General features: G+C 47.4%; 26 protein-coding genes. 8 read left to right on the top strand and 18 right to left on the bottom strand.

Going from position 1 to position 25,302, the window contains the following annotated elements; all coding sequences use genetic code 11:
• Positions 1 to 245: 245 nt before the first annotated feature.
• The 6 genes from MOZ60_RS02610 to MOZ60_RS02585 form a co-directional block, all read right to left on the bottom strand.
• Positions 246 to 1,064, bottom strand: a complete 819-nt coding sequence (locus tag MOZ60_RS02610; protein ID WP_370595539.1) for a Cof-type HAD-IIB family hydrolase — start codon at positions 1,062 to 1,064, stop codon at positions 246 to 248.
• Complete coding sequence (locus tag MOZ60_RS02605; protein ID WP_370595538.1) at positions 1,061 to 2,035, bottom strand: Gfo/Idh/MocA family protein; 975 nt, start codon at positions 2,033 to 2,035, stop codon at positions 1,061 to 1,063. The genes MOZ60_RS02610 and MOZ60_RS02605 overlap by 4 nt, the downstream gene beginning before the upstream one ends.
• Before the next feature lie 216 nt (positions 2,036 to 2,251).
• On the bottom strand, positions 2,252 to 3,388 hold the full coding sequence (locus tag MOZ60_RS02600; protein ID WP_370595537.1) for an amidohydrolase: 1,137 nt from the start codon (positions 3,386 to 3,388) through the stop codon (positions 2,252 to 2,254).
• Positions 3,389 to 3,469: 81 nt separating this feature from the next.
• Positions 3,470 to 4,927 (bottom strand): TrkH family potassium uptake protein, encoded by a 1,458-nt coding sequence (locus tag MOZ60_RS02595; protein WP_370595536.1) that lies wholly within the window; start codon positions 4,925 to 4,927, stop codon positions 3,470 to 3,472.
• Positions 4,928 to 4,933: 6 nt separating this feature from the next.
• Positions 4,934 to 6,298: a Trk system potassium transporter TrkA gene (gene trkA / locus MOZ60_RS02590; RefSeq protein WP_370595535.1), complete on the bottom strand. Its 1,365-nt coding sequence runs from the start codon at positions 6,296 to 6,298 to the stop codon at positions 4,934 to 4,936.
• 91 nt (positions 6,299 to 6,389) lie between these two features.
• Positions 6,390 to 6,959 (bottom strand): uridine kinase family protein, encoded by a 570-nt coding sequence (locus tag MOZ60_RS02585; protein WP_370595534.1) that lies wholly within the window; start codon positions 6,957 to 6,959, stop codon positions 6,390 to 6,392.
• Between the two features lie 301 nt (positions 6,960 to 7,260).
• Here MOZ60_RS02585 and MOZ60_RS02580 point away from each other — a divergent pair, with 301 nt between their 5' ends.
• Complete coding sequence (locus MOZ60_RS02580) at positions 7,261 to 8,406, top strand: site-specific integrase (protein WP_370595533.1); 1,146 nt, start codon at positions 7,261 to 7,263, stop codon at positions 8,404 to 8,406.
• A 79-nt stretch (positions 8,407 to 8,485) separates the two neighbouring features.
• Here the strand turns inward: MOZ60_RS02580 and MOZ60_RS02575 are convergent, their stop codons facing one another.
• The 6 genes from MOZ60_RS02575 to mutL form a co-directional block, all read right to left on the bottom strand.
• Positions 8,486 to 9,133 (bottom strand): CpXC domain-containing protein, encoded by a 648-nt coding sequence (locus tag MOZ60_RS02575; RefSeq protein WP_277652590.1) that lies wholly within the window; start codon positions 9,131 to 9,133, stop codon positions 8,486 to 8,488.
• A complete protein-coding gene (locus MOZ60_RS02570) occupies positions 9,133 to 9,828 on the bottom strand; it encodes a hypothetical protein (protein ID WP_135358308.1) in 696 nt (231 codons plus the stop codon). The genes MOZ60_RS02575 and MOZ60_RS02570 overlap by 1 nt, the downstream gene beginning before the upstream one ends.
• Positions 9,829 to 9,886: 58 nt before the next feature.
• Entirely contained in the window at positions 9,887 to 10,612 is a 726-nt protein-coding gene (locus MOZ60_RS02565) for a Bax inhibitor-1/YccA family protein (protein WP_370595532.1), read from the bottom strand.
• A gap of 126 nt (positions 10,613 to 10,738) precedes the next feature.
• Entirely contained in the window at positions 10,739 to 11,320 is a 582-nt protein-coding gene (locus MOZ60_RS02560; protein ID WP_370595531.1) for a zinc ribbon domain-containing protein, read from the bottom strand.
• Entirely contained in the window at positions 11,317 to 12,219 is a 903-nt protein-coding gene (gene miaA / locus MOZ60_RS02555; RefSeq protein ID WP_370595530.1) for a tRNA (adenosine(37)-N6)-dimethylallyltransferase MiaA, read from the bottom strand. Before miaA ends, MOZ60_RS02560 begins: the two co-directional genes overlap by 4 nt.
• On the bottom strand, positions 12,219 to 14,126 hold the full coding sequence (gene mutL, locus MOZ60_RS02550) for a DNA mismatch repair endonuclease MutL (protein ID WP_370595529.1): 1,908 nt from the start codon (positions 14,124 to 14,126) through the stop codon (positions 12,219 to 12,221). The genes miaA and mutL overlap by 1 nt, the downstream gene beginning before the upstream one ends.
• A 65-nt stretch (positions 14,127 to 14,191) precedes the next feature.
• On the opposite strand from mutL, the gene MOZ60_RS02545 reads away from it, so the two are divergent.
• Positions 14,192 to 14,800 carry a YigZ family protein gene (locus MOZ60_RS02545; RefSeq protein ID WP_277010687.1) on the top strand — a complete coding sequence of 203 codons (609 nt, stop codon included), beginning with the start codon at positions 14,192 to 14,194 and terminating at the stop codon, positions 14,798 to 14,800.
• Here MOZ60_RS02545 and MOZ60_RS02540 read toward each other — a convergent pair whose 3' ends face one another.
• From MOZ60_RS02540 to MOZ60_RS02520, 5 genes are all read right to left on the bottom strand, one after another.
• Positions 14,801 to 15,694 (bottom strand): glycoside hydrolase family 25 protein, encoded by an 894-nt coding sequence (locus MOZ60_RS02540; protein ID WP_370595528.1) that lies wholly within the window; start codon positions 15,692 to 15,694, stop codon positions 14,801 to 14,803.
• Positions 15,695 to 15,755: 61 nt separating this feature from the next.
• The gene (locus MOZ60_RS02535; RefSeq protein ID WP_370595527.1) at positions 15,756 to 16,913 is read right to left on the bottom strand and encodes a toxic anion resistance protein; all 1,158 of its coding nucleotides are present in this window, start codon (positions 16,911 to 16,913) and stop codon (positions 15,756 to 15,758) included.
• 43 nt (positions 16,914 to 16,956) lie between these two features.
• Entirely contained in the window at positions 16,957 to 18,774 is a 1,818-nt protein-coding gene (locus MOZ60_RS02530; protein WP_370595526.1) for a bifunctional UDP-sugar hydrolase/5'-nucleotidase, read from the bottom strand.
• A 105-nt stretch (positions 18,775 to 18,879) separates the two neighbouring features.
• Positions 18,880 to 19,455, bottom strand: coding sequence for a ferritin family protein (locus tag MOZ60_RS02525; protein WP_108774772.1), 576 nt, complete (start codon positions 19,453 to 19,455; stop codon positions 18,880 to 18,882).
• 143 nt (positions 19,456 to 19,598) lie between these two features.
• Positions 19,599 to 20,063, bottom strand: coding sequence for a GyrI-like domain-containing protein (locus tag MOZ60_RS02520; protein ID WP_108774771.1), 465 nt, complete (start codon positions 20,061 to 20,063; stop codon positions 19,599 to 19,601).
• 259 nt (positions 20,064 to 20,322) lie between these two features.
• Here MOZ60_RS02520 and MOZ60_RS02515 point away from each other — a divergent pair, with 259 nt between their 5' ends.
• Genes MOZ60_RS02515 through MOZ60_RS02490 form a run of 6 tightly spaced genes read left to right on the top strand, consistent with a single transcriptional unit; the run spans position 20,323 to position 24,389 of the window.
• Positions 20,323 to 20,784, top strand: coding sequence for a DUF2712 domain-containing protein (locus tag MOZ60_RS02515; RefSeq protein ID WP_370595525.1), 462 nt, complete (start codon positions 20,323 to 20,325; stop codon positions 20,782 to 20,784).
• Positions 20,785 to 20,788: 4 nt separating this feature from the next.
• Positions 20,789 to 21,415, top strand: coding sequence for a hypothetical protein (locus tag MOZ60_RS02510; protein ID WP_135358305.1), 627 nt, complete (start codon positions 20,789 to 20,791; stop codon positions 21,413 to 21,415).
• A gap of 49 nt (positions 21,416 to 21,464) precedes the next feature.
• Entirely contained in the window at positions 21,465 to 22,277 is an 813-nt protein-coding gene (locus MOZ60_RS02505; protein ID WP_108774768.1) for a hypothetical protein, read from the top strand.
• Positions 22,264 to 23,112 (top strand): DUF2705 family protein, encoded by an 849-nt coding sequence (locus tag MOZ60_RS02500; protein WP_135358304.1) that lies wholly within the window; start codon positions 22,264 to 22,266, stop codon positions 23,110 to 23,112. The genes MOZ60_RS02505 and MOZ60_RS02500 overlap by 14 nt, the downstream gene beginning before the upstream one ends.
• On the top strand, positions 23,105 to 23,746 hold the full coding sequence (locus MOZ60_RS02495; RefSeq protein WP_108774766.1) for an ATP-binding cassette domain-containing protein: 642 nt from the start codon (positions 23,105 to 23,107) through the stop codon (positions 23,744 to 23,746). Before MOZ60_RS02500 ends, MOZ60_RS02495 begins: the two co-directional genes overlap by 8 nt.
• Positions 23,739 to 24,389, top strand: coding sequence for a DUF5028 domain-containing protein (locus MOZ60_RS02490; protein WP_108774765.1), 651 nt, complete (start codon positions 23,739 to 23,741; stop codon positions 24,387 to 24,389). The genes MOZ60_RS02495 and MOZ60_RS02490 overlap by 8 nt, the downstream gene beginning before the upstream one ends.
• Before the next feature lie 17 nt (positions 24,390 to 24,406).
• On the opposite strand, the gene MOZ60_RS02485 is transcribed toward MOZ60_RS02490, so the two are convergent.
• Positions 24,407 to 25,195: a CPBP family intramembrane glutamic endopeptidase gene (locus MOZ60_RS02485; RefSeq protein WP_370595524.1), complete on the bottom strand. Its 789-nt coding sequence runs from the start codon at positions 25,193 to 25,195 to the stop codon at positions 24,407 to 24,409.
• Positions 25,196 to 25,302: the final 107 nt, after the last annotated feature.

Here is a 25,302-nt window from a genome sequence, read left to right as displayed (position 1 = left end):
CCGAAATATGCTAGCTACTGCTTTCGCTCTGGGTTATTCACCCTCGGCTGGTAGTTCACTTCGCTTGGCGACAAATACCCGCGGCCTGCCTCTATTGCAGGCTAGATGTGTGCCATGCCCGACACACTATGAAACTGACACCCTCGGCAGGTGTCAGTGTCTTGTTTACTTTATCTTAATATCATTTATCTTTGCATGCTTGTAAGATGCCCGATTGCAACATCCACACATCCAGCCTATGCATATCAGACCAGATCAAAGTGTTCCATGGCTTTGGCAAGACCATCGTGATCAATGTCATCGGTCACATAGTCTGCTGCCTTCTTGAGCTCATCAAACCCATTGCCCATGGCAATACCAGTATGACATCTTTGAATCATATCCAGATCATTGCCAGAATCGCCAAAGGCATATGTATCGGCCATATTCCCCTGCAACATCTCCACAAGCTTCTCAATGGCTGTACCCTTACTGACACCTTTCCTGGTGATCTCACCGGATTTCTTGCCTTCTTCGATATGATAGCCGGCTGTGGAAACCAGAGTCAGCTGTGGACTCATTACCTTCTGAAAGTCATCCATGATTTCTTCTGTGGCAAAGCCGATATCGATTTTCAGAATATCCTGACTGCGATACTGGGTGAATGGTTTGGCACCGAATTTCTGCAGCTTATCCTGAAAGGATGTAAACCTTGGATCAAAGGCTACTGACTTTTCAAAGCGGTCCATCTCTGCCACATTTTTGAACATCTCATACGAACTCTGGAGCGAGTAGGCACCATTTCTTTCCTCTGCCTGAAAGACCGTCCTGGAACAGATGGCATGGGGAATGGGATTGGTATACAGGATCTTTCCATGCATGAAGATGCCGGCACCATTGCAGTAGATCACACCATCCATATCAAGATCCTTCACAGCCCACAGTGATGACAAGTGTCTGCCCGTGGCAAGAAAACATAAGTTGCCCTTCTGCCTGGATCTTTCAATTGCCTTTTTTGCACTGGGAATCAGACCATGATCATGGCTGACCAGCGTGCCGTCAATATCAAAGAACAAATATTTCATGCATGTTTCCTCCAGCAACCGGAAATCTCTTCCAGCACTTCCATATTGCGCAATGAATCATCCCATGACATGACATCACTCTCGATTTTTCCTTCTTTAAGAAGCTGCACAAAGTGGGCAATCTCTCCATGGAAGTCATCATTCTCATAGGGCACCTGATATGTTTTCTCTGCTTCGGCTGTTTTCACAGTGAAGTGATCCGGCCGGTGGGCCGGGGCAAAGGCTATGGATCCTTTGGTGCCGCAAATGACGGCATGGGATGGAATATCTCTGTCAAATCCGCAGGCAATCTCTGCTGTTCCGTTATGAAAGGCAAGCTTTGCTCTGACAAACATATCCACGCCTTCTTTCAGGACCAGATCTTCCAGTTCCACCTGCGGCAGCCCCGGAAACAGATCAATCGCCAGAGCCGTCAGATAACAGCCGCCATCCAGAAGGCAGCCGCTTCCCTTACCGGAAGTATGATAGCCTTTGCCAAACAGAGCAGGCGGCAGGACAGAACTGTTTTCAGCGCTGATCTGTGTGATATCACCTATCTCAGACAGATGTTTTTTCATTGCGGTATATGCCGGCTCAAAGCGCGTCTTCATCGCTTCCATATACAGCGTATGGCTGTCACGGGCAGCCTGGATGACCTGTTTCATTTCATCTGTTGTAATCACCGCAGGTTTCTCAGACAGCACCGGCTTATGTGCCTGCAGTGCCTTGACGGCCCACGCGGCATGCAGAAAATGCGGCAGAGCAAGATAGATGGCATCCACGTTTTCATCCTGAATCAGCGCATCAAAGTTGGTATAAATCACATCACACGGAAACTCTTTTTGGAATGCTTCCATCTTGGCTTTGTTCCGGCCGGCGATGGCATAGAGCTGGCAGTCTTTGAAATTGGTAAGAGAGGCACAGAAACGATGGGCAATGCCGCCGGCACCAATGATGCCCCAACGGACGGGAAGAATTGTATTCTGAATCATAATTACCTCCGGGGCTATTATAGGCACGAATAAGAAAAACCGTCCATGGGGGATAGACGGTTTCTTTGGGGGGGAAGTATTTCTCCAGGATGGGGGGTCTGGAGAACTTCCTAATCTTTGGGAGATTATCATCAGATGTTTTCCCATCTGACAGTTGTAATACTAGGAGAAAAATGTGATACAAATATGTCCTGTATGTGAACAATAGGTGAACTTTTACAATTGTTCTCCGGCGATGTATACCTGTCTGACAGTTGAGGATACTTCAAACGGTGAGCCATCGATGATGACAAGATCCGCATCCTTGCCCACTTCAATGGAACCCACTCTGTCTGAAACACCGATATGCTCAGCCGGATGGATTGTGATGGCCTGCAATGCATCAAAGGGATCCATGCCTGCCTTGATGGCATAACCGGCACAAAGCGGCAGATACTGCAGCGGAATAACCGGAGCATCGGTAATGATGGACACATGACAGCCCGCTTTGGCAAGAATGCCAGGCGTTGTCCAGGATTTGTTCTGCAGCTCAAACTTGGACGCATTTGTCAGCGTAGGCCCGACTGCCAGAGGCAGATCGGGATACCGTTTCAGAATATCCACAATCAGATGGCCTTCTGTTACATGTTCCAATGTCAGCTTGACATCAAACTCTCTGGCAATCCGGATAGCCGTCAGAATATCATTGGCCTGATGGGCATGAATCTTCAGCGGGATCTTCTTCTCAATGACCGGAATCATGGCCTCGCACTTCATATCAAAGGCAGGCATCTTCAGCGGATCACCATTGGCAGCAGCCTTGCGTGCCATATAATCCTTCGTCTGAAACAGCATATTGCGAATCACAGCCGCCGTGGACATCCTTGCACAATTACCTTTATCCTGATAGCAGCGCTTGGGATTTTCACCCAGTGCACACTTCATGGCAATGTTGTCCTTGACAACCATGTCATCTACACAGATGCCGGTTGTCTTTACACATGTCCAAAGCCCGCCGATCGCATTGGAACTTCCCTGTCCGGTGGCAGCACACGTCACGCCTGCCTTCGCGGCCATGGCAATGGCAGGATCCTGGGGATTGAAGCTGTCAATCGCACGCAGCTGCGGCGTACAGATATCATTGCGCTCATTGTAGTCACGCCCCTCAAAACCAATGCCATAGCCATCCAAGCCAAGATGACAGTGTGCCTCTACAAAGCCCGGATACACATTGGCACCCTGTACATCCACCAGTTCTTCATCAGATGGCAGATCCGTACCAATATCTTGAATCTTTCCATCCTTTACCAGAATGTCAGCATGATATGGCTCACGGTGAATGGCATCATGAACCAGTCCATTATGAATAATCATGATCAGTCCTCCTTAATAGGAGCCAGTATAGCACGAAACAAAAACACTGCCAGAGCGGCAGTGCAATGTGTGATATTGCGCTTATCTTCTCTTGCGCCATGTACGGCGGGAGAACAGCATGATGATCGGATAGATCTCCAGACGGCCGGCAAGCATATCAAAGGTCATGACAATCTTTGAAAGGGCACTGTAAGCCGCAAAGTTGGAAGTCGGTCCAACTGCATCCAGACCAGGCCCGATGTTATTGAACGTTGCCATGACTGCAGAAAAATTGGTTTCTACCGTAAACCCATCCAGAGAAACGATCAGGAAGCTGAGGATGACGATGCCGGCATAGGCAATCAGATATGCCTCACAATTGCGGATGACCTGCTCATCCACTTTGCGGTCATTGATACGGATCGCGCTGACTTCATCAGGATGCTGGTTTTCATGCACGTTACGGCGCAGAATCTTGCCAAGCAGAATCACCCGGATCACTTTGATGCCGCCGCCGGTACTGCCTGCACAGGCACCAACAAACATCAGGAACAGAATGATGGCCTTGGCAAAAGCTGGCCACAGATTGAAGTCCGTTGTTGCATATCCGGTTGTGGACATGATTGTCGCAACCGTAAAGGCACAATGCCGTATCGTCTCTGACAGTGAGCCATACAGTCCGCGTACATTGAGCACCAGAGCTGTAATCGTCACAGCAATGATCAGCAGATACCCGCGAAGTTCCTCATCCTTCCAGACTGCTTTGAAATTGCGCAGCCAGAGCAGGTAATAAATTGAGAAGTTAACAGCAAAGGCAAACATGAAGATCGTTGTCACCCACTGAATGTAAGGTGAATAGGAAGCACAGGAGCTGTTGAGAACAGAGAAGCCGCCGGTGCCGGCTGTGCCAAAGGCAATGCAGCAGGCAGAGAACCAGTCCATCCCGCCAGCCAGCAGGAAGATAATGTTCAGTACAGTCAGGACAAGATACAAACGGTACAGGATCAGTGCCGTCTCCTTCATGCGCGGTGCCATCTTGCCGACGGCAGGACCGGGAGACTCTGCCCGCAGAATATGCAGTGTGAAGCCCTGATTCTTTCCGCCAAGAGGGACAATTGCCATCAGGAAGACGAGCACGCCCATGCCGCCAACCCAGTGCGAGAAAGACCGCCACCAGAGAAGTCCCTTGTCCAGTGCTTCCACATCCGTAAGGATGGAAGAACCAGTGGTCGTGAAACCTGAGACCATTTCGAATAAACAGTCGATGTAATTAGGGATTTCCCGGGAAAAGAAGAAAGGAAGACAGCCAAGAGCAGACATCACCAGCCAGCTCAGGCCAGTTGTAACAAAGCCTTCCCGCTGATAGAAGCCCTTTCTGGCATTACGTGTCAGAAGGAACAGAATACCGGCACAGCCAAGAATAATCGGCAGGGTCAGACAATAGCCATAGATGGCAGCAGGTTCATGATAGCCGATTGAGATGAACAATGCCGGCAGCATCAGGCCCGCTTCTACAACCAGAATCCAGGCAATGATGCGCCATATCATTTTCCAATTCATCTCAGCTTACTCCCCGAAAATATCATTCAGCGTACCAATAACATGATCACTGGCCGCAACAATGACAACTGTATCACCGGCATGGAACGTCATATCACCATGGGCAATCTCTGTCGTTCTGCCACTGCTGATCGATGCAATCAGAACATTCTTCTGAATCGGCATATCCTTGAGCTTTTCACCGATATGCTTTGTATTTTCATCCACAACAAACTCCAGCACCTCAGCATTGCCGGACGCAATCTTATGCACTGACAGGGCAGACAGACCGGAACTGTGTTCCATCGCTCTTACATAGCGGACAATATGCGTCGTGCACAGATCCTTCGGGCATACCGTCGGTCCCACCGGCAGACTGTCCAGAATACGGCTGCTGTCACCGCGGCCAAGCTTGGTAATCGTCAGCGGAACATGACACATGGACGCATACATGGATATAACAATGTTCAGCTCATCAATGCCTGTGCAGCTTACCACAGCATCATAGTCCGTCAGATCCTCTGTTTCCAGAAAAGCCTGACTGGACGCATCCCCATGCACTACTGTTGCGGCCGGCAGCAGATCAGCCAGTTCCTCACAGCGCGATGCATCCGATTCAATGATATTGGCAGTCATGCCAGAACGTCCCAGTTCAGAAGCCAGATAGTAGCTGATCCTGCCACCCCCGGCAATCAGAACATGGCGGATATTCTTCCTGATAATGCCAAGATGAACAAGCATCTGATGCAGATTATTGCTGGAACCAGTAACGGAGATTCTGTCACCCGCCATCAAAGATGCATCACCACGTGGAATGATCACCTCGCCATGCCGCTCAATTGCACAGACAAGAACACGTGTATGCACCGCATTTTCCAGTTCACTCAACCGTTTGCCGCACAGCACGGATCCTTCTGCCACCCGCAGTTCAATCATCTCCATACGGGCCTTGGCAAAGGTCTCACGCGTCAGAGATCCCGGCAGCTTCAGAAGCTGGAAAATTTCATGGGCTGCCTGACGTTCCGGATTCACCACCAGATACAGGCCGAACTCATCACGCATTTCATATGCCTGGGCAACATATTCAGGATCACGGATACGCGCAATGCAATTGATGTGCGGATTCAGATGCTTTGCCGTAATGCATGCCAGCAGATTGACCTCATCCGCATTGGACACCGCAATCAACACATCCATATCGGTAATGCCTGCTGCCTGCAGTGTCGACAGCGAAGCGCCATTTCCCGTCACCGCAATGACATCATAGGCACCCTGCGCCTTCTCCAAAACATCCGGACGCACATCCACAAGCGTGATGTCATGTCCTTCCCTGGACAACTGCGCCGTACAGGTATATCCCACCTTGCCTGCGCCAACGATTAATATCTTCATACTTAAAAAAACCCTCCCAGAGGCAGGAATATTGTAGCACTACTGATTTTTAAAGCAATCAAATCGATATATGGCCCGAAATGCCCTGCCATTACAGGGATGGTGATACAAGCACCAGATCTGCCTGCCTTTCAACATCAAGCGCAGCAAAGTATGTCTCTTCCAGAGGAATCCAGCGTGCATTGAACATGGCAAGCTTCTGCTCCCCTTCACGCGCCAGAAGACGTTTCTGCTGCAAAGACGGTTCAATCGTTACAAACACGCAATAGTCATAGTATTTCCGCAGCTGCGGATGCATGCAGTAGGACCCCTCCACAACAAGTATATTTCCAGGCACAAGAGATACCGTCTCTCCCAGAGCCATCTTTGTACAGTCAAACTTCTGATAGGAAAAGGGTTTATGAAGGCGCCACTGTTTCAGTACCTCTTCCACACGTTCATGGTCAACGTTTTCTCCCGGCGCTGCATATCTTGACGGGGTACGCTGATATTCCTGCAGGAAGAAATCATCCATGTGCAGCAGGTCAGCATGTAGATCACAGGCCAGCAGCGTCCCCAGTGTTGTCTTGCCTGATCCGCATCTGCCATCAATGGCAATGATGCAGGGCACCGGAAATTCAGACGCCCTTTTTCTCAGAATTTCACGTTCTTTTTCCCACATATCCTCATTTTTACCATGCATTCATATATGTGTCAAACCATGAGAAAAGGCCCTCACACCGGGCCTTCTCTCTTTTTATTTAAGGGGATAGAATCTTTGGCGAATTGCTAAAGGGGGAGCAATTCCTTTAATGATCCAAAGTGCACTTTCCTTGTGCAGTTATAAGATAGCAAATACGTCCCGCAGAATTATGTCTTAAATATGTGACTTTGTGTGATTTTACAAATTCCTACTTGTATCGATACAGCCGGGTACACTATCATGCAGTCAGAAAGCACCATAGAAAGCGGGGAAAACCACGATGACACAATCTTTACCGGCCGGGCTGAATGATCAGCAGTGGTCTGCAATGATGCGCACCCTGCAGGACCATCCGGCCACCATGAACGATTACCGCAAAGTGATCAATCTGCTGTATGCCTGGCATGATGGCCAGTATTCCATTCTGACCATTACGCCGCAGGCTGCTCGGGACTATTTTGACCATCTGGATGAGAAGGCAAAAGACGGCACCTTGAGTGCCAATACCGTCCACCGCTACAAGGCAACACTGCGGGCAGCAGGCAGCCGCATCGCAGCCTGCCCATCTCTGTTTCCCGGCTACCAGAATCCCTTTGCCGGCATCATGCACAATGAAATCAGGGCCCGTACAACCTATCAGAAAGATACTTTTGCAAATCCTGCGGATATCCGGACTATGATCCATGTTTTGCCAAAGCTGCCGGCAAAGAAGCAGATCCTGCTGGAATGCATGATTTACATGGGTCTCAAGCCAAAGCAGCTGGAAAACATCCGTCTGGACAGTTTCACCATCAATCCGCGCAATGAGAAAGAACTGCTGCTGACATTCAATGATGGTACGTATCTGGAGAAGAAGACAACCGGAAGAAGAGTGATGCCGGATGCCCGCATGAAGCTCATCAGCCGCAGTGCCAGCGGCACAGCAACATGGCAGGTAACTGCCGTATGGCGCTTCTTTGGTGATTACAGCAGGAAACTGCGTGCCTATCACCTTGGCATCGGCAGCCAGAAAGAAGACCGTCCGTTCTTCCTGACCAGCCGGAAACAAGCCTATTCCTACCGGGCACTGCACAGTCTGCTGGCCGAAACATGCACACAGGCAGGCCTGAACCCCAACGCCATCACGCCCTATCAGTTATATCTGTATGGCACCATCCGTTCCAAACTCATCTTTGATTCTCTGCTGGATCAGAAACGTCTGCGGGCATCCATGGATACCTCCAAGTCACGGGCAGAGAAGAATCACATCCTGACTGAAATGAGACAGCTCGAGAATGATTTTCTGCCTCTGATTGAAGATGGCTGGATCGGCGGCTGGTACAAAGAATATCCGGCAGACCGCAAAGCACTGGTGGATGAAATTGCTGTCCAGATGGGAAACGACTTCCTGAAAGAGGCAATCGGTCTGAACGCGGTACATATCTAAAGCCATTTCTGCGGCATCTGTCTTTCTATCGTAAAAAAGGAGTCCACTTTCATTGGTGAGACTCCCTTTTATATATGTTTCAGGCTCTGCCAGCCGGCGACATGAACAGTGAAACCATCCAGTCTGCATTGACCAGTGGCATCTCACTGTCATCCACCTTATAGCGTTCCGGCTTCTGGTTCATCTCTTCTTCCAGCATCGCTGTTGGAATCATGAAGGCCATGCCCTTATCTCCGGTTTTGACATTGATGTGCATGACATCATTCTCTGTGCGCTGGTATTCAATCGAAGTGATGTCCTCCGGCTTGCCTTTCTTGTTGTCCACAAATTCGATGAAGCAGTCATATTTGGCCAGTTCCACCATGACATCATTGACACCATCTTCCAGAATCTGGATTTTTTCCGTGAATTCTTTGACGGTGGCACAGCGGCGCAGAACATAGCCCTTTTGTACCAGCGGCTTTGTGAAAGCCCTGATATCCATTTTGCCAAAGTCATGGGCACATACCCAGATGGCAAACTTATGGATCGGATCTTCATACAGCAGATCGTTCTGGACAAGGAACTGCTTGTGGCAGTGCGGACATTCCTGCTGGAAAATCTCACCATATACACAGCGGTCACGCAGATCCGGATCCTGCTGGACGTTCACAGCATCATAGACTGTCATATCAAACACATATCCACAATACGGACATTTATATTTCACATCATGATTCTTACTCATTAACTGCGGTACACTCTCCCTTCATATGCAATGCCAAGCTGTTCAGACAGTTGCCTGATTTTCTGCATGGCTTCCTCATCCGAGACGCTCAGCTTGTCTCCTATAAACAATGCCAGCAGCCTGACCTGATCATCCACGGCATACGGCATGGCCTTAAACGGTGTATGGTCCGGCAAGCCCGGAACATCCTCAGCTGTATAACCAGTGATAAATGGACCATCTGTTCCTGACAGACAGGCTTCATATTCATGAATCTCATCATCCGAAAGAAAACCAGTCAGCACAATATCGGCATAGGCTGCATTGCGCAGATCATCCAGACGGGCATCATTGCGCAGAAACAGCAGATCCTCATCTACGTTCTTTTCCACACCGGCCAGAAACGATGCATTCTTTTTCAAAAGATCCTCATCACTTTCAACCAGTCTTGCCGTACGGCCAAAGACATCCTGCATTGACCAGAAGCCAAGCATCTCGGGATCATCCAGCCCGCGCGTACAGTTTTCCCAATCCGGGCCGACGGAAAGCACATTGAACATCACTTCGCCATCATCGCTGCAATAGCAGGAACACAAGGCAAAGCAGTCATCCTCATGAATCTCAATACGGTCCTTCAAGGTTTCGGTCAGATCATCTGCTTCAATCGTCAGAAACTGATGCCTGTATTCATTTAATCTGTATTCTTCTATCTTCATTTCCACCAAGATTATAGCAAGAAAAAAGGCAGGAAGCCCTGCCTTGCAAGAAACACAATCAGTTCCGGGAACTGCTGCGGGATCCCACAATCCGCAGGATATACAGGAACATGTTGATGAAGTCCAGATACAGCTCAAAGGCACCATAGACAGCCAGATTGCCGCTGAGCATTTCATTGCCCTGGGTCTGATAGTAGATTGCCTTGACTCTCTGCATATCCCATGCAGTTAAGGCACCAAACAGGATGACGCCAATATAGGAGATCACCAGGCCATTACGCAGTGATGGGATAAACAGAGCCAGTACAGAGGCCAGCACCAGAGCGAACAGGCCGCCGATCATGATGCCGGAGAAACGGGAAAGATCCACGTTTGTATAGTGGCCGATCACGGCGCAGGCAAAGAACATGACTGCCGCAAAAGCAAAGGCGGTAAACACTGTTGCCAGGCCAAATTCAAGAGGCAGGATTGAGAAGGTGAAGCCGGTGACACCGGCATAGACATAGAACATGGTTCTGGCTGTGCCGTTTGACATGGTTGTCAGTCTTCTTCCCATTGAAATGCAAAGACCGATCTGGACGATGAATGCCACAAGGAATGCCATCCTGATGGAGCCATTGGCAAGCATCTTGTACATCCAGCCTCCTGACATGATATTGAAATAGCCAAGGGCGGCTACCAGGGCAGTAATGCCAAGGCCGGCACCCATGGTCACAAAGACACGGGACAGATACGACTGCAGGGTTCCGCCCGCGGAATAGACGTTTTCACGATTGAATTCCATGAATTTTCAGCTCCTTTCGCTGTCCCCCATCGGGGTATTTATCAGTGTACGTGTTTCAAAACGTTTGTCAATCCAGGTACTATACAACCATGCCCAAACGTTTTCATCTTTCATCAAACGTTCACATTAATGCGGCAATGGCGTACCGCAATGTGTGCAGAAACGATTCTCAGGATCATTGATGCCAAGACACGAAGGACAGATGATGCTGCCATGATGCCATGATCCAAGAATATTTTCAATTTCAGGATGATTCTGGATGTCCAGCAGGCATGTCATCTTTTTCCCATTTGCCAGAATATGCAGAATGCCATTGCCATCCAGTCTTCTTTCCACCTGCAGATCCTGAATTTGCTGTCTTTGAACAGGAAATACATGGCTGCCATCCTGCTGCACAAGCCAGTTTCTGCCAAGGAACAGGCCTTTCTGCAAGACGATCCACGTTTCCTCTTTAAATTCGTCCACTGTACCGCCGCTTTGAATCAGGGTGCGCAGCTTTGCAAGACGATGCTGGCAGACACAAAGAAGGATCACTGCCCCGGGGATCAATACCATGGCAGCCACAAGCACAAAGGCATCCAGCGACCATCTTTGATGCCATCCCAGCAGAATCACGCCTGCCAGAACAATGGAAATACCTGTCCAGATGCCAAAGTCATACCAGGCATTGGTGCGTATCAGGTGCCTGATCTTCTCATACATATTCATGAATTACTCCAATTGATGATCTCTTCCGCCATCTTCTGTTTTTCCTTTTCATCCGTAATGTCAAACCAGTGTACAGGCAGCTGATGGCGCAGCCATGTGTACTGCCTCTTGGCAAACTGACGGGAATGTGTCTGAATCTGTGTCTTTACATCATCCAGCGTACATTCACCTTTTATATACGGCTCAAATTCCCGATAACCGATGCCCTGCATCGCCTGATCCGAAAACGTGCTGCCATTTTGCAGCAAGTCTTTCACTTCCTGTTCCAGCCCCAATGCAAACATCTTCTCTACACGTGCATTGATGCGTGCATACAGCTTGTCTCTGTCCATCGTACAGCCGGCAATCCAGATATCATAAACGGGCATATGCGTCTGGGCAGCTTCCAGAGAAGACATCGTCTTGCCCTGACGTGCAAGAATCGTCAGTGCCCGGATCACCCGCCTTCTGTTATGGGGATGAATCTTTTCTGCCTGCACAGGATCTTTTTCCACAAGCAGTGCATACAAGGCATCGTTATCCATCTGATCAAGAGCCGGATCGATTGTCCCTTCATGGTTTTCTGCCGGGAAAGCATAGTCATACAGACATGCTTTCAGATACAGACCGGTACCGCCGCAGATCATCGGAAATTTCTCTGTTGTATCAATGATGGAACGGGCCATCTTCTGAAAGTCGGCCGCACTGTAATGATCACGCGGTCCAAGAATATCAATCAGCTCATGCGGGATTCCCTGCATCTCTGCCTTGGTAATCTTGCCAGAGCCAATATCAAAGCCTCTGTATACCTGGATTGAATCACCGGAGATGATAATGCCATCCAACTGCTTTGCCATTTCTACGGCAAAATCGGATTTGCCGGCTGCCGTAGGCCCGGCTATCACAAGCACCTTCTTCATCAGCGGAACCCTCTTGCCAGTGTCTTTTCATCCACGATCACAAAGACCGGCTTTCCTTCCGCCGTCACAAACGGATCCTCACACTGAGACAGCTGTGTTAACAAAGACTGCATCTCCTCTTTGCCAAGATTTGTATTCTGACTGCGCAGAGATATCGCTTTTGCCATTTCCTTCTTCAACTGTGCCAATGCATCTACTTTTTCTTCATGGCGGAACCCATCCACCAGATCTTCCAGAAAAGCAGAAGGATCCAGATCCTGCAGCCAGGAAGGAATTTCACGCACCATCAGAGTATCACTGCCAAATGGCTCAAAGTGAATATACAGGCAGGATACCTGGTCATTGATCACACCAAGACGGCTGACAAGATCAGATCCGGCATGGATGGTAATCGGCACCAGTAAAGAAGACATCACCGGTGCTTTCTGCAGACTGTCAATCACCTTCTGTGTCTCTGCCACTGCCATTGCCCGCTTCTGATCAATCACGGCAAGGCCCTTTTCACATGCACACAGAATCCACTTACCCTTATACTGGCCAATCACATCCATCATCGGAAACGACTTTTTCTGTGGCTTATACTTCGTCTGTTCCTGCACACTGTAATGAGACAGCAGGGCATTGTCCTGTGCAATTTCACTCTGCACAGGTGTTTCCGCCGTATTTCTGCTTTCTTCTGCAGGCAATATTGCAGACTGACTTGTGACGATTGTCTCCGGTTCTGGTATTGGCTCTGTATTTTCTGTTTCCTGCTTCTGGATAAGCTGGCTGTCCCTGGGGTTTTGTCTATTTCGTATGCTTTCTGTCTGCTCTGTTTTCTCTTCGCTCACCGGCATATCTTTGGGCCGCAGCTCTTCGGCATCAAAGGACTGGGGATGATAATACGGTGTACGGATCACCGGCTTGCTTTCCGGCACCGGTACTGATTCGCTCAAAGCATCATGAATGCCATCACGGATCAGATATTCCAGCTGTGTTTCCTTGGACAGACGGACTTCCCACTTGGAAGGATGCACGTTGACATCCAGCAGATGGGGATCCATGTCGATATTCAGGACTGTTAATGGATATCTGCCTGCTGGCAGACCATTGCCATAGCCATCCTGAATCGCCTTGTATAATTTGAAATCCCGTACAATGCGATGATTCATGAAAACATGTTCCATGGTGCGGGAAGCACGGGTAATAACCGGCTTGACGATATAGCCGGATACCCGGTAATCAAAGTCATTCAGATCAATCTTTACGGCATTCTCTGCAGCCGGTCTGCCGGCAGCCTGAAACAGCACTTCCAGCAGATTGCCATTGCCGGATGTACGGAATGCTTCTTTATCCTGGGAAAACAGACGGAAGGCAATCTCCGGATGGCTCAGGGCAAAGGAAACGAGTAGATTCTGGATCAAAGATGCCTCATAACTGGCGGAGCGCAGATGTTTGAGTCTGGCAGGGGTATGGTAAAACAGACCCTCCACCGTGATCGAAGTGCCGGCCGGGCATGCCATGGCTTCATAGGCCGTCTCTTTGCCGTATTCCATGACAATGTGGGTGGCATCATTGCCATCACTTGTGTTCATGGTCAGTTTGGAAACAGACGCAATGGAAGGCAGGGCTTCCCCGCGGAATCCTAATGTATGAATATTCCAGAGATCATTCTGGACACGGATTTTGCTTGTCGCATGGCGCAGAAAAGCCAATCTGGCATCGATATGATCCATGCCGCAGCCATTGTCCTCTACCTGTACCTTTTCAATGCCGCCATCCGTAATGGACACGACAATTCTCGTACTGCCGGCATCAATGGCATTCTCCACAAGTTCCTTGACAACCCCCATGGGCCGCTCCACGACCTCGCCGGCCGCAATCATATTGGCAATCTGTGCATCAAGCTGCTGTATTCTGCTCATCATATCTATCTTATCATCGATCGCCCATCTTCTGTCTTCTTTCCTGCAGGATGTGTATAATACCTTTCATGCAGATCAAAGAAGAATATCAGCAGGAAACCATCATCCGCAAATCACGCTTTCTGTGCATTCTGCGTCCCGTACACACAGAAGAAGAAGCACGTGCCTTCATCCATGAAGTGCAGAAGGAATACCACGATGCGACCCATGTATGCACAGCCTGGGTGATGGGGGAAAACAATCAGCTGCAGCGGTCCAATGATCATGGCGAGCCAGCCGGCACTGCCGGGGTACCCATGCTGGAAGCACTGAAGAAAAGCGGCATCCAGGATGTGTGTGCCTGTGTGGTGCGCTGGTTTGGCGGCATCAAGCTTGGCGCCGGCGGTTTGATCCGTGCCTATGGCGGCATCACGGCCGATACAATTGCCAGTGCACCTAAAGTCATGGAAGTGCCGGTGGATGTATATGAGGTACGCTATCCCTATGCCATGCAGGGCACGCTTGAGACATGGCTGCGCCAGCAGGGTACCATCAAAGACACGCTGTATGATGAAGACATTACCGTACTGGTGGAAACCGAAAACAAAACGTTCCCTGAGAAGGTCAAAGACCTCTCCCGGGGAACGGTCACGCCAAAATATCTGCGCACGATGATGGTGTTCAAAGACGCAGAATAATTACTTCTCAATCAGACGGATATCCAGATCTACGTTAGTAGATACACCATTTAACATGCCGCTTTCTGAATACTGCCACATGGCATAGGTATACGGATAGCTGCATACTGTATCATATTCTGCCACCCAGAACGGATAGCCGGTCAGATACTGCGGATCAAAGACTGTGTCATACGTGCCGGTGCTGGCATACAGCATCGGTGAATAGCCGGCATTGGCAATATTATCCAGGAAGACTGCCGCATCTGCAGTACGCTGCTGCCGGGTTGTGGTATTGCCGCGGGCATTGGTTTCATCCGAATACATTTCCATGTCATAGACTACCGGCAGATCAATGGATTCTGAATGCAGACGCTCTATGACCCACTTGGCTTCCTGTGCAGCCTCATCCTCAGAAACTGCCTGTGAGAAGAAGTAGACGCCTACCTGGATGCCAGCATCATGTGCACCTTTGATATTTCTGGCAAAAGCAGAGTCTTCGGTAATGGTACCCTGGTCATAACCCCGATAGCCAATGCGGATCATGGCAAACTGCACACCATCTGCTTTCAGGGCTGCCCAGTCAATGGTGCCATTATGCTCAGACACATCCACGCCAAACTGTGATGTGTAGCGATCATCCTCATAGCTGTAAATACCATTATTACTGATGAGACTGGTCATGTCATACATGTTGTATTCACGGTTTTCTGTATTCATCTGCACATCTGTCACCGGATCATATTCATAATGATCCTCACGGTTGATGCAGGAAGTGATGGCAGCACACACAATCAGCACGAAAATACCGATCAGAAACAGCGGCATCCGGCTGGATGTCTTTCTGCGGCGGTATGTTCTTCTGGTTCTGTATGTTCTTGTGCGTGTTTTTCTGCGTCTTCTTTTCGCTGCCATCGTGTCCTCTAAAAACAACTGCCGGCGGCAGCTGTTTTTCTTTGTCTTTCTATTTGATCCGTTACTGATTTACCTGCAGCATCTTCTGATGCAGTTCACCTTCAATACGGGTCAGCTCCTTCTCCGCTTCCATCCGCTTCTGGTGGCCTTCTTTCTGGATCTGCAGCACTTCATCCAATGTGGCAATCAATTCCTGGTTGGTATGCTGCAAAGTCTCCAGATCGACAATGCCGCGCTCAGATTCCTTGGCCGTATCCACGGTTGCCTGATGCAGTGTCTCGGCATTCTTCTTGAGCAGATCATTGGTCATGTCGTTAACAGCACGCTCTGCCTCCATTGCTTTGCGGGAATGTTCCACCCCAAGGGCAAGAACCATCTGGTTCTTCCACAGCGGAATGGTATTGACAAGCGTAGACTGAATCTTCTCCGTCATGACTGTGTCATTGTTCTGCACAAGACGGATCTGCGGTGCCATCTGGATGGACACCGTACGGGTAAGCATCAGATCATGAAGCTTCTTCTCAAAGCGGTCACACGCATTCTGCAGATCATTGGCAGCCTGGGCATCTTCCGGCAGACCGGATGCCTTTGCCTTGGCCTGCAGAGCAGGCAGCTCCTTCTCCCGCACCTGTGCAAGTCTTTTCTTACCGGCAATGATATACATCGTCAGTTCCTTTGTATTCTGCTGGTTGCGCTCATACAGCTGATCCAGCAAAGCAATATCTTTCAGCAGCTGAATCTGATGATCCTCCAGCACATCCGCGATCTTATCCACATTGGCTTCGGTCTTGGCATACTTTGCCTTCATGGCTTCGATCTTTGTCCCACTCTTGCGGAACATGCCAAACAGACCTTTGTCTTCTGAAGCCTCTGCCGTACCCTTGAGCTCCACAACCAGATCACCCAGCAGCTTGCCAACTTCACCAAGATCCTTGGTACGCACATTGTTCAAGGCTGTATCACTGAAATCCGTGATCTTCTTCTGGGCCTGAGAGCCATATTGCAGCACGATATTGGACTGCGTAATATCAATCTGCTTGGCAAAGTTATCTACCGTTGCCTGTTCCTTCGGGCTCAGCTTGCTTTCATCATAGGCATCCGCCGCAGGCTGTTCTTCCGGCTTTGCCTCTTCCTGCTTTGCGGCAGGTGTTTCATCCGCACCGCCAAGTGTCAGCTCAATTTCCGGTTCTGCCTGTACTTCCTTATTATTTTCACTCATGATCATCCCTCGCTTTTCAGAAATTATAGCATGTCCTCTGTGCTCAATCATCCCCTGCCTGTAATGGATGGAGGCGATTGTAAATCCAGGCAAAGATACGCACAATGATGATCAGAAGCACCACAGCACCTACAATGCCAAGGTACACCATCCAACCAAAGCGGGATGTATGCACAAAGTAGTTGTGTACGTTCATTTTAACGGCTGTTACTTTCTGGATGGTACTCTGATACTGCCCCGAGAGGGTGTGCACGGCATTTTCACCGCGCGGGAAAGATTCCAGATAGGCCATTTCTGCCCACAGCGCATTCATTTCTGTGCCATCGGATGCCTTCAGAGGTGTATCGCTGGCAGATGTGGCTGCTTTGGCATCACCATACAGTGTCACCTGCAGGATCCCTCTGCTTTCCGTACCTGCTGAATCCAGAATCTGTTTCACACGGGCTGTATAGACAAGCGGATAATAGGCATCATCACTCACCTTTGCCCAGTATTTATCTGTTTCCCGCACATAGACATCCACCACCTGGTTCATCGCCAGCCGCTGATCCAGCACTGTATACTTCATCCTGCCCATGGCAAGCTGTGATAAAGCATTCCGCTGCCCCTCATGATAGTCAATCTCACAGATCTTCCTCAGATCTGAACCTTTGACATAGGCACCATACAATGGCTGTGACAAGGAGCCTGCATCATTGCCGGCAAGACCGGTATCCAGCAGATTCATCGCTGTGATCTGACCATTGGGCAATGGCATGACAAGCTCATCAGCACCAGCAAGTGACACGGCATAGCGGCCCGGCAGCGCTGTCTGATGATTCCAGGCATCACTCAAGGCATCCATGATGAAATCACGTGTGTCGCTTTGTTCATTATTTGGATCTGTATACACATGATCACTCACGCCGGCAGTCTGATCCGGATCCTGACCAAGAGCACGCAGCTTCGCTTTTGCCTGCTGCCTGGCATCATTCACCGCTGTAAGCACAGATTCATCCGCAAGAGAAGGATCGATTCTGACATACTGGCATGAGGAGATTGTGCGTGCATCCACATCGATATCCAGAACGCCAAGATTTCTGCCCTGGCTGTCTCCATTGACAATCCAGGTATCCTTTTGCCGGGATGGTGAAGAAGTCATTTCATCCTGGTGCCCATTGATGATCAGATCAATCCCTTCGATCTTGTCAGCCAGAATATCACACAAGCGTGATGTATCTTCCCTGGCGGCATCATGGCACATCGCAATGATGTACTGTGCACCGGCTGCCTGCAGTGCCTTCACAGAAGCACTGGCAGATTCCAGGGGATCCTGCACCGAAATGCCATCGCCTGAAAGACTGTCAGACATGACGCCGAAGATGCCAACCTGCACTCCACCGCATTCTAATAATAAGGATGGCAGAAAGATGTCTGTGCCTTCCAGAGAAACATTGTCCAGCACAGCATACGGCTTTTCCACCGGTGCATTCCACATGGAGACAAGACTGTCATGGTCATAAGAGAAGTCTTTTTCTCCCGGCATCACGGCATCATAGCCCATCTGTTTCAGCAGTGATAACACCGTGCCATCTGGTATCAAAACGGATGCTGACGTGCCATAGGAGAAATCTCCGGCATCCAGCACAAGCGTGGCATCGTTTTTCTGGCTGGCAATCGTGCCTGCCAGTCCTGCAAAACCGCCTGTCTGTATCGTTTCCCCATTTTCATTGACTTCCAGAATGGGATCCAGCTGTGCCAGAAGACCGGATGTAAACAGAATCCGGATCGTCCGGTTTTCTGCTTTCACCGGCAAAGTACACAGAACCAAAGCCAGAACAGAAAGCAAGGAAATGATCCCCTTTTTCAATAGTTTCCCCATATGCCATCATTGTAGCAAATTTCCACCCATGCAAACGAAACCTTAAGAAATCTTAAACAAAGAAAAGAAAAAGACTCCGGAAGATCCGGAGCCTGATGAAGCAGATTAGTCCTTGAAGTATCTGTCGAGCAGAGCCTTGAAGCCCTTGCCGTGACGTGCTTCATCTCTTGCCATTTCATGAATAGAATCATGCAGGGCATCGAGATTGAGTTCCTTGCACTTCTTAGCCAGTGCAGTCTTGCCATTGGTTGCACCATTTTCAGCCATGACTCTGACCTTCAGGTTCTCCTTTGTAGAAGCGGAAACGACCTCACCGAGCATCTCAGCATAACGGGAAGCGTGATCAGCCTCTTCAAAAGCAACCTGTCTGTAGAACATGCCGACTTCCGGATAGCCCTCACGGATGGCAGCTCTGCTCATGGCCAGGTACATACCAACTTCAGAGCACTCACCAGCAAACTCATTGCGCAGCTGTGCCTTGATCTCTTCCGGAACATTGGAAGCGACGCCTACAACATGCTCAGAATCCCACTTCAGATCCTCGGTCTCATCAACCGGCTCAAACTTGGACTTCGGAGCCTTGCAGACAGGGCAGACCCAATCCTCAGGCAGATCAGCAAACTTGACGCCTTCCTTCTCCTCATCATAAATGTGACCGCATACAACACATCTGTACTTCATCTTCAATTTTCCTCCAGTTTTCTAATCAATCCAATCTCACCATCTCGGTGAACACTGTCTATTATGATGATATCCCACATGGATTTCAAGTAAGCTGACCTGATTAGTACGGATTTTACAAAATGATCATTGAATACTTACAATCAGCCATTTATTTTCCTTACCGGCAGCCAGATCTCTGTGTAAATATCTTCTGCCTTCTCTGGCATCGGTGCATACAGTTCAATATTGTAATTGGCACGCAGTGCATATGTATCCCGATGCGCAGGCACCCACTTCGACCACACTTCTGTATTTACTTTCTGCAAAGCATCCGGTAAAGCACCATGGCATGGAAAGACCGCCCAAAGCCCATCCTCAAATGAGAATGCCGTATCGCCATCTTCAAACTGTTTCCAAGGCTGATAGAGATCTCCAATCATATACTCCATTCCTTTGCCATCGGAATCATAGCAGACGCCAAACATACCAAGAATGCGCCTGTGATCCCCATCTTTCATGATCTCATCCCAGAACTCTGGAATTCTGGCATAGCAATCCTCCAATGCAAAATGACGGCTGATGCCAACAACGGTAAATGCCTTCTTCTCCTCAATGCGAAATTCCATGGTATTGCCTCCTGCCCTGATCGTAGCACATCCAATCCCTTTAGATTCCAAAAAGATGTTTTGGCAGCTTCAGCGCAATTTTTGAAGGATGCCAATGGTTAATCATTGCTAATGCGAAATGGTAAAGATAGTATTTCTGTGTTAGATAAATGTAAAATAGTTTGCCAGTTTTTTTGCTGTTGACAGCAGAAATATGGCCATGTATTATTCCCTCAGGAAGCGCTTTCATATCAGAATATTTTTTCTAGGGAGGAAGAAAATGAAAAAATCAAAACGTGTTTGGGGAGCAGCTCTTTTTTCATCACTATTATTGGCACCATGTATCGCAGTACATGCGTCTACAGAAGATAAGTATTTTACAAATTTTACTATTTCTGCAAGAAGCTTTACTCCTGTAAGTGCACCCCGTGAGAAGTCGAATGCATCTTCTGTATATGCATACGTTACTAAAGCCGGGAATTCTGTCAAAGCTCAGACATGGGCGTGTGGTTCTACTTCGTGGAATTCGAATCTTACGCAAGATTATACAGGGAGTCCGACCAATTCAGTCAGTTTGGATATCGGATATGAATATGAAATTTATAATGGTATTTATGAAGCAGGATATCGCTTTGCCGGATTAAAGTTGCAGTCAGACAATATCATTCGTTCGGATGTTGTTTCAGGACGCTGGAGCGCAGATAGCATTAGAACTTCAGGAATGATTGTAGCAAGGCATTGATCATATGGGTCATTCAAAGAAAGCTTTATTGCTGGTAGTATTAGTATCATTATTGACAGGATGTGGTAATGCTTTCACTAGTTCAAAAATCAAAAAACAGGTGAAAAAGTACGAGAATGAGCAGAGCTTTGTTCTTACATCAGATTTTTTTTCTGGGCAATTATCTTATGAGATATTGGAAACTGGATTGATGACCAGCTTTGCTCAGTATGAAGATCAGCTTAGCGAGTTCCAGACATTTGCAAGTGCTTATGATGCTTCGAAAGACCAGTTAAAGGATGGCTATCATCTGATCCTTGTAAAATTGCGTGTCACGAATCTGAATGCTGTACCCCATCCAGATATGTTTCCAAGCTGGGATGATCTTCCTGAAGATTGCTTTCGCGCTGATATCATTTATCTGGCAAATCTGGAGCAAGTGAGCGATATGCCTGATTATTGGGATGAAGTAATATATTTTGATTCACCATATGATTCCAAAATACATTCGATGGCGTATCGGCTGCCCCAGGGAGATTCAATGGACTACACTGTTGGTTTTCTGGTAAAAGCAGAAAGTATGGATCAGCTTTATCTGACAGATCACGCAAACGGAGCCGATGGGTTTTTTATTCATGTAAATATGAGTTGACCAATTATCACACATTTCTGATGATGAGTTTCTATGGGGAGAAATACTGTTGAAAGAAAAAATTAAAGTAGAGATTCAAAAGATGCTGTCAAGCAGGGGCTTCTGGGCTTCAGCAGCTATTGTAATGATTTTTCCGGTTGCGGATTTTGTGCAGCAATTGCATAATTTTATTGCTTATCACTATCCTCAAAGTATTTTTATTAAATGGATGGCTATGCCAAATAATACTTATGCATCACGAATGTTTTTTATTCTGTATCCAGTGCTTGCAGCTCTTCCTTATGCATGGAGTCTGGCAGAAGACCTGCGGTCCGGATATGCTGCTCAACTGTTGGTAAGAGAAAAAAGAAAAGAGTATTTCTGGGGCAAGATTACAGCCTCCTTTCTTTCTGGCGGTGCCGTGATCAGTGCAGCTTTGCTGGTTAATATATTATTGCTGTCAATGATGCAGCAAACTACTATACCCAGAATTTATTATCTGACATCAGGAATTTTCGCTGGAGATTTCTGCTCAGTAATTTTCTATACGCATCCTGTTTTGTATGCAGTGATCTGGTTTATTATTTCTTTTTTATGGGGTGGAGCCTTCAGTATGTTGTGCTGTGCCTTAGGCTTCTTTATTCGCAGACGTATCGTCCTGGTTCCCTCAATGCTGATCGTATATATACTGCAGGCGGTTATTTCCGAGGTCTTTCCCATTTATCAAAACGAAGCCAGAGTTGGAACGGAATGGATTAATCTTGTAACAGCAGCCCCGAATACTTATCATCCAGGATGGGCGATACTCTTAAATTTAGCGTGTATCATACTTGTATCAGGAGCGCTTGTTTATTTCCGAGGAAGAAAGTATGAAGTTTTGTAGACTTCTCAGGTATGAATTTACAGAACAAATTATCAAAAACAGGAGATATCTTATCGTTCCCCTGTTCACATGGTTTTATTGCTTGCAAATCAGCGGTCTTTTTTACAACATTAATCCTGATTTACACGCCAGCATTGGCGACTACCTTCTTTATATTTTCTCCGGAACAGACCCATTCGTTAAGTCGGGGCAGTTTGAATATCCGTTTTTCTGGATGGCTCTTTTGATTATCAGCTTTTTTGTCATCACAGGATTTGTGCAAAAGGATCTTCATGGTTATGGAGCACAGATGCTGATCAGATCGAGTACAAGAAAAAAGTGGTGGGCATCAAAATGCGTATCTTGCATTCTGATGAGTGCAGTATTTGTTGCTTTGGTAATCCTGTCTACTGCAATTTTCTGCCTTTGCAGCAATGGAAGAATTTCATTTATCTTGTCATCAGAAATTATTGAAGCTGCCGCAAATGGAACATATTCTGCAGCACAGAATAACCTCAATCTTGATGCAAGAACAACAGCAGCATTACTGCTAAGCATTCCAATAACGATTATCGGTGCTATGAATATGATTCAGCTTTTCTTCAGTCTGCTGATCGGAACGATTGGAAGCTTCATACTAGTGAATGCTTATATGACAATGGTTCTCTTTGTTGTCTCCCCGGTTATTCTTCCTGGATACCTCATGCTGAATCACTCATCAGTATTTATTGTCGATGGATTGAATTACCGACTTGGAATCATCAGTGGTTTGCTTCTGATCATCGCCGCATGGCTGTTAGGAAACATGATATTTCAGAAAGCAGATATCATTGAAAGGGAAAAATTCGATGATTAAATTTGAAAATGTTACAAAAGTAATACAAAAGAACACGGTGATCCGCAATGTGACTTTGGAATTACATCAAGGTCATATTTACGGTCTGTGTGGCTATAACGGATGTGGAAAGACTATGTTGATGAGACTGATGTGCGGTCTCATACTGCCTACTGAAGGAAAAGTGTTGATCGATGACAAGCAGCTTGGAAATGATATTGATTTTCCTGACAGGACCGGTGTTCTGATTGAAAACCCTGTTTTTCTTGGTGGATATGATGGCTTTCACAATCTGAAATTCCTTGCTGACCTGAATGGCTATATCAATGATGATGACATCAGAGAGACTCTTGATCGTGTCGGACTGGGGGATAATCAAAAGAAAGTAAAGAAGTATTCACTGGGTATGAAACAAAGACTTGGTATTGCTGCTGCAATAATGGAAAAGCCAGAAATCATTTTATTAGATGAGCCTACAAATGCTCTTGATGCCGCAGGTGTCGAAATGATTGAACAGATTTTACTGGAAGAGAAAAAACGTGGTGCTTTGATTGTTCTTGCCTGTCATTATGATCAGTTCTTAAGAAAGGTTTCTGATTGTATTTACCATATGGATAATGGACAGATTATTGAAAAGGAACTGCTTCATGAATAAAAAACGAATGATTACGATTCTTGTAATTGCTGGAATTCTGATGTGGGCAGTCCGCTATACAATGTTGAATGATGGATTCAAAGTAGGCGTAAGAAATCCGGTGGTTCAATATCAGATTGGCGATACAGTAGACTTTGAAGATGATAAAAGTGGAGGAGCAGTGTTATATAAAAATCTGCATGTCACAGTAGATGACTGCCATTTGTATGACACAAATGACTACCTTCAGAAAATACATAAGGATCGCAGTGATTTTCAACTTCTGCTGGGAGATAAGATTGTTGAGTTAACTGTTACGATAGATAATCAAAACCCAGATTTTGTAGAAAAATCTGATGGAGCATATAGTCCAGACGATGCTGTCAATTTCAATTCATTTGAACTCACTGGACCTGACTGGTATGTATTCCCACACCGGGAATTAATGGCGTATGCAAATCCTGTATTTCAGGACAATACGGATGCCAGCACTTCATTGGTGTTTTTGCCTGATGAGAAATATCAGATGAAGTGGGTATTTAGTTTATCGCAGGGAAGAATGAGTGATCGCCGCTGGAAACAGATCGCAAACGAAGATATGGCATTGATCCTTACATTTACACCGATCGAAAAACGGGTGGCTATAAAATGCACTAGCAATTAGTCGCCCAAAAGTAAATGTCAATAATTTTCTGCACTTTTGATCTTCCGGCAGAAAACCATCAACAGCAGAATATTGACTACAAGCGTGATGATGCTTGACTCGATCATGTAAGTACCGCCGGATAACAAGGTATTTGCAGAAGCACGCAGTGTTAACAGATATGGATAATCATCCGCAAGACTAACTCCTCCCAGGAAGATTCCCCCGACGATATTCCAGACCGCATGGGCCATGACAGGCGCAGCCAGTGTGTTCTCTGCTTCATACAGAGCCGTCGTAAACAAACACATGGTAATGACATTGATCACCGGAAGAATGCCTGCTTCAAAGGCCCCGCCATGCATCAGCGTAAATAATGCTGTTGTTACAATAATTGCGGCCGCAAGAGAATACCTTTGCCTGACAAGCTGGTAAATATATCCTCTGACCAGCAGTTCCTGCATGACAGTATTTATGAATGCGGATAAGATCCACAGCCAAAGCATGGAAACCGAATTCTTTCCGACAATCGTCAGCTGATGTGACAGCAGCAGAACACCTGAAACAATGCCGATCCAGCAGATTCCCACTGCACAGCCTATCATTATTCCTTTGCCAGAAGGATCTCTCACCGGAATAGAGATTTCTCCTTTTTCCCTGAACAAAAATACAATTGTAAAAGCGACTATGACTGCAAATGGGATCAGTTCTGCAAAGAAACGCCACAAAGCCGGATTCTCCACAGGAATATCGATGATCCCTGACAAAACAGCCCATCCGATAAAAAACACAAGTATCTTCAAAATGGTTACTGACAGTTTTTTCATGAAACCTATTCTAATAAGATATTCTGATTTGTTAACAGTATGCCTCCTACAGTAAAACCTGCAGACGGCATGATCAGTCTTCTTCATTTTCCCAATGGGGATTGTGC

It is taken from the genome of Grylomicrobium aquisgranense, from assembly GCF_033971865.1.
Taxonomy (GTDB): Bacteria; Bacillota_I; Bacilli_A; order Erysipelotrichales; family Erysipelotrichaceae; genus Bulleidia; species Bulleidia massiliensis.
This window is presented reverse-complemented; position numbering and strand designations above follow the sequence as displayed.

Excerpts from the sequence above, each read along its gene's own strand:
- MOZ60_RS02565 (WP_370595532.1), bottom strand. The coding sequence starts at position 10,612 with ATGGAATTCAATCGTGAAAACGTCTATTCCGCGGGCGGAACCCTGCAG.
- MOZ60_RS02580 (WP_370595533.1), top strand. The coding sequence starts at position 7,261 with ATGACACAATCTTTACCGGCCGGGCTGAATGATCAGCAGTGGTCTGCA.
- MOZ60_RS02595 (WP_370595536.1), bottom strand. The coding sequence starts at position 4,927 with ATGAATTGGAAAATGATATGGCGCATCATTGCCTGGATTCTGGTTGTA.
- MOZ60_RS02605 (WP_370595538.1), bottom strand. The coding sequence starts at position 2,035 with ATGATTCAGAATACAATTCTTCCCGTCCGTTGGGGCATCATTGGTGCC.
- MOZ60_RS02575 (WP_277652590.1), bottom strand. The coding sequence starts at position 9,133 with ATGAGTAAGAATCATGATGTGAAATATAAATGTCCGTATTGTGGATAT.
- mutL (WP_370595529.1), bottom strand. The coding sequence starts at position 14,126 with ATGATGAGCAGAATACAGCAGCTTGATGCACAGATTGCCAATATGATT.
- trkA (WP_370595535.1), bottom strand. The coding sequence starts at position 6,298 with ATGAAGATATTAATCGTTGGCGCAGGCAAGGTGGGATATACCTGTACG.
- MOZ60_RS02585 (WP_370595534.1), bottom strand. The coding sequence starts at position 6,959 with ATGTGGGAAAAAGAACGTGAAATTCTGAGAAAAAGGGCGTCTGAATTT.
- MOZ60_RS02520 (WP_108774771.1), bottom strand. The coding sequence starts at position 20,063 with ATGGAATTTCGCATTGAGGAGAAGAAGGCATTTACCGTTGTTGGCATC.
- MOZ60_RS02535 (WP_370595527.1), bottom strand. The coding sequence starts at position 16,913 with ATGAGTGAAAATAATAAGGAAGTACAGGCAGAACCGGAAATTGAGCTG.
- MOZ60_RS02600 (WP_370595537.1), bottom strand. The coding sequence starts at position 3,388 with ATGATTATTCATAATGGACTGGTTCATGATGCCATTCACCGTGAGCCA.
- MOZ60_RS02560 (WP_370595531.1), bottom strand. The coding sequence starts at position 11,320 with ATGAATATGTATGAGAAGATCAGGCACCTGATACGCACCAATGCCTGG.
- miaA (WP_370595530.1), bottom strand. The coding sequence starts at position 12,219 with ATGAAGAAGGTGCTTGTGATAGCCGGGCCTACGGCAGCCGGCAAATCC.
- MOZ60_RS02525 (WP_108774772.1), bottom strand. The coding sequence starts at position 19,455 with ATGAAGTACAGATGTGTTGTATGCGGTCACATTTATGATGAGGAGAAG.
- MOZ60_RS02485 (WP_370595524.1), bottom strand. The coding sequence starts at position 25,195 with ATGAAAAAACTGTCAGTAACCATTTTGAAGATACTTGTGTTTTTTATC.
- MOZ60_RS02490 (WP_108774765.1), top strand. The coding sequence starts at position 23,739 with ATGAATAAAAAACGAATGATTACGATTCTTGTAATTGCTGGAATTCTG.
- MOZ60_RS02500 (WP_135358304.1), top strand. The coding sequence starts at position 22,264 with ATGAAGTTTTGTAGACTTCTCAGGTATGAATTTACAGAACAAATTATC.
- MOZ60_RS02515 (WP_370595525.1), top strand. The coding sequence starts at position 20,323 with ATGAAAAAATCAAAACGTGTTTGGGGAGCAGCTCTTTTTTCATCACTA.
- MOZ60_RS02545 (WP_277010687.1), top strand. The coding sequence starts at position 14,192 with ATGCAGATCAAAGAAGAATATCAGCAGGAAACCATCATCCGCAAATCA.
- MOZ60_RS02510 (WP_135358305.1), top strand. The coding sequence starts at position 20,789 with ATGGGTCATTCAAAGAAAGCTTTATTGCTGGTAGTATTAGTATCATTA.
- MOZ60_RS02610 (WP_370595539.1), bottom strand. The coding sequence starts at position 1,064 with ATGAAATATTTGTTCTTTGATATTGACGGCACGCTGGTCAGCCATGAT.
- MOZ60_RS02540 (WP_370595528.1), bottom strand. The coding sequence starts at position 15,694 with ATGGCAGCGAAAAGAAGACGCAGAAAAACACGCACAAGAACATACAGA.
- MOZ60_RS02495 (WP_108774766.1), top strand. The coding sequence starts at position 23,105 with ATGATTAAATTTGAAAATGTTACAAAAGTAATACAAAAGAACACGGTG.
- MOZ60_RS02530 (WP_370595526.1), bottom strand. The coding sequence starts at position 18,774 with ATGGGGAAACTATTGAAAAAGGGGATCATTTCCTTGCTTTCTGTTCTG.
- MOZ60_RS02570 (WP_135358308.1), bottom strand. The coding sequence starts at position 9,828 with ATGAAGATAGAAGAATACAGATTAAATGAATACAGGCATCAGTTTCTG.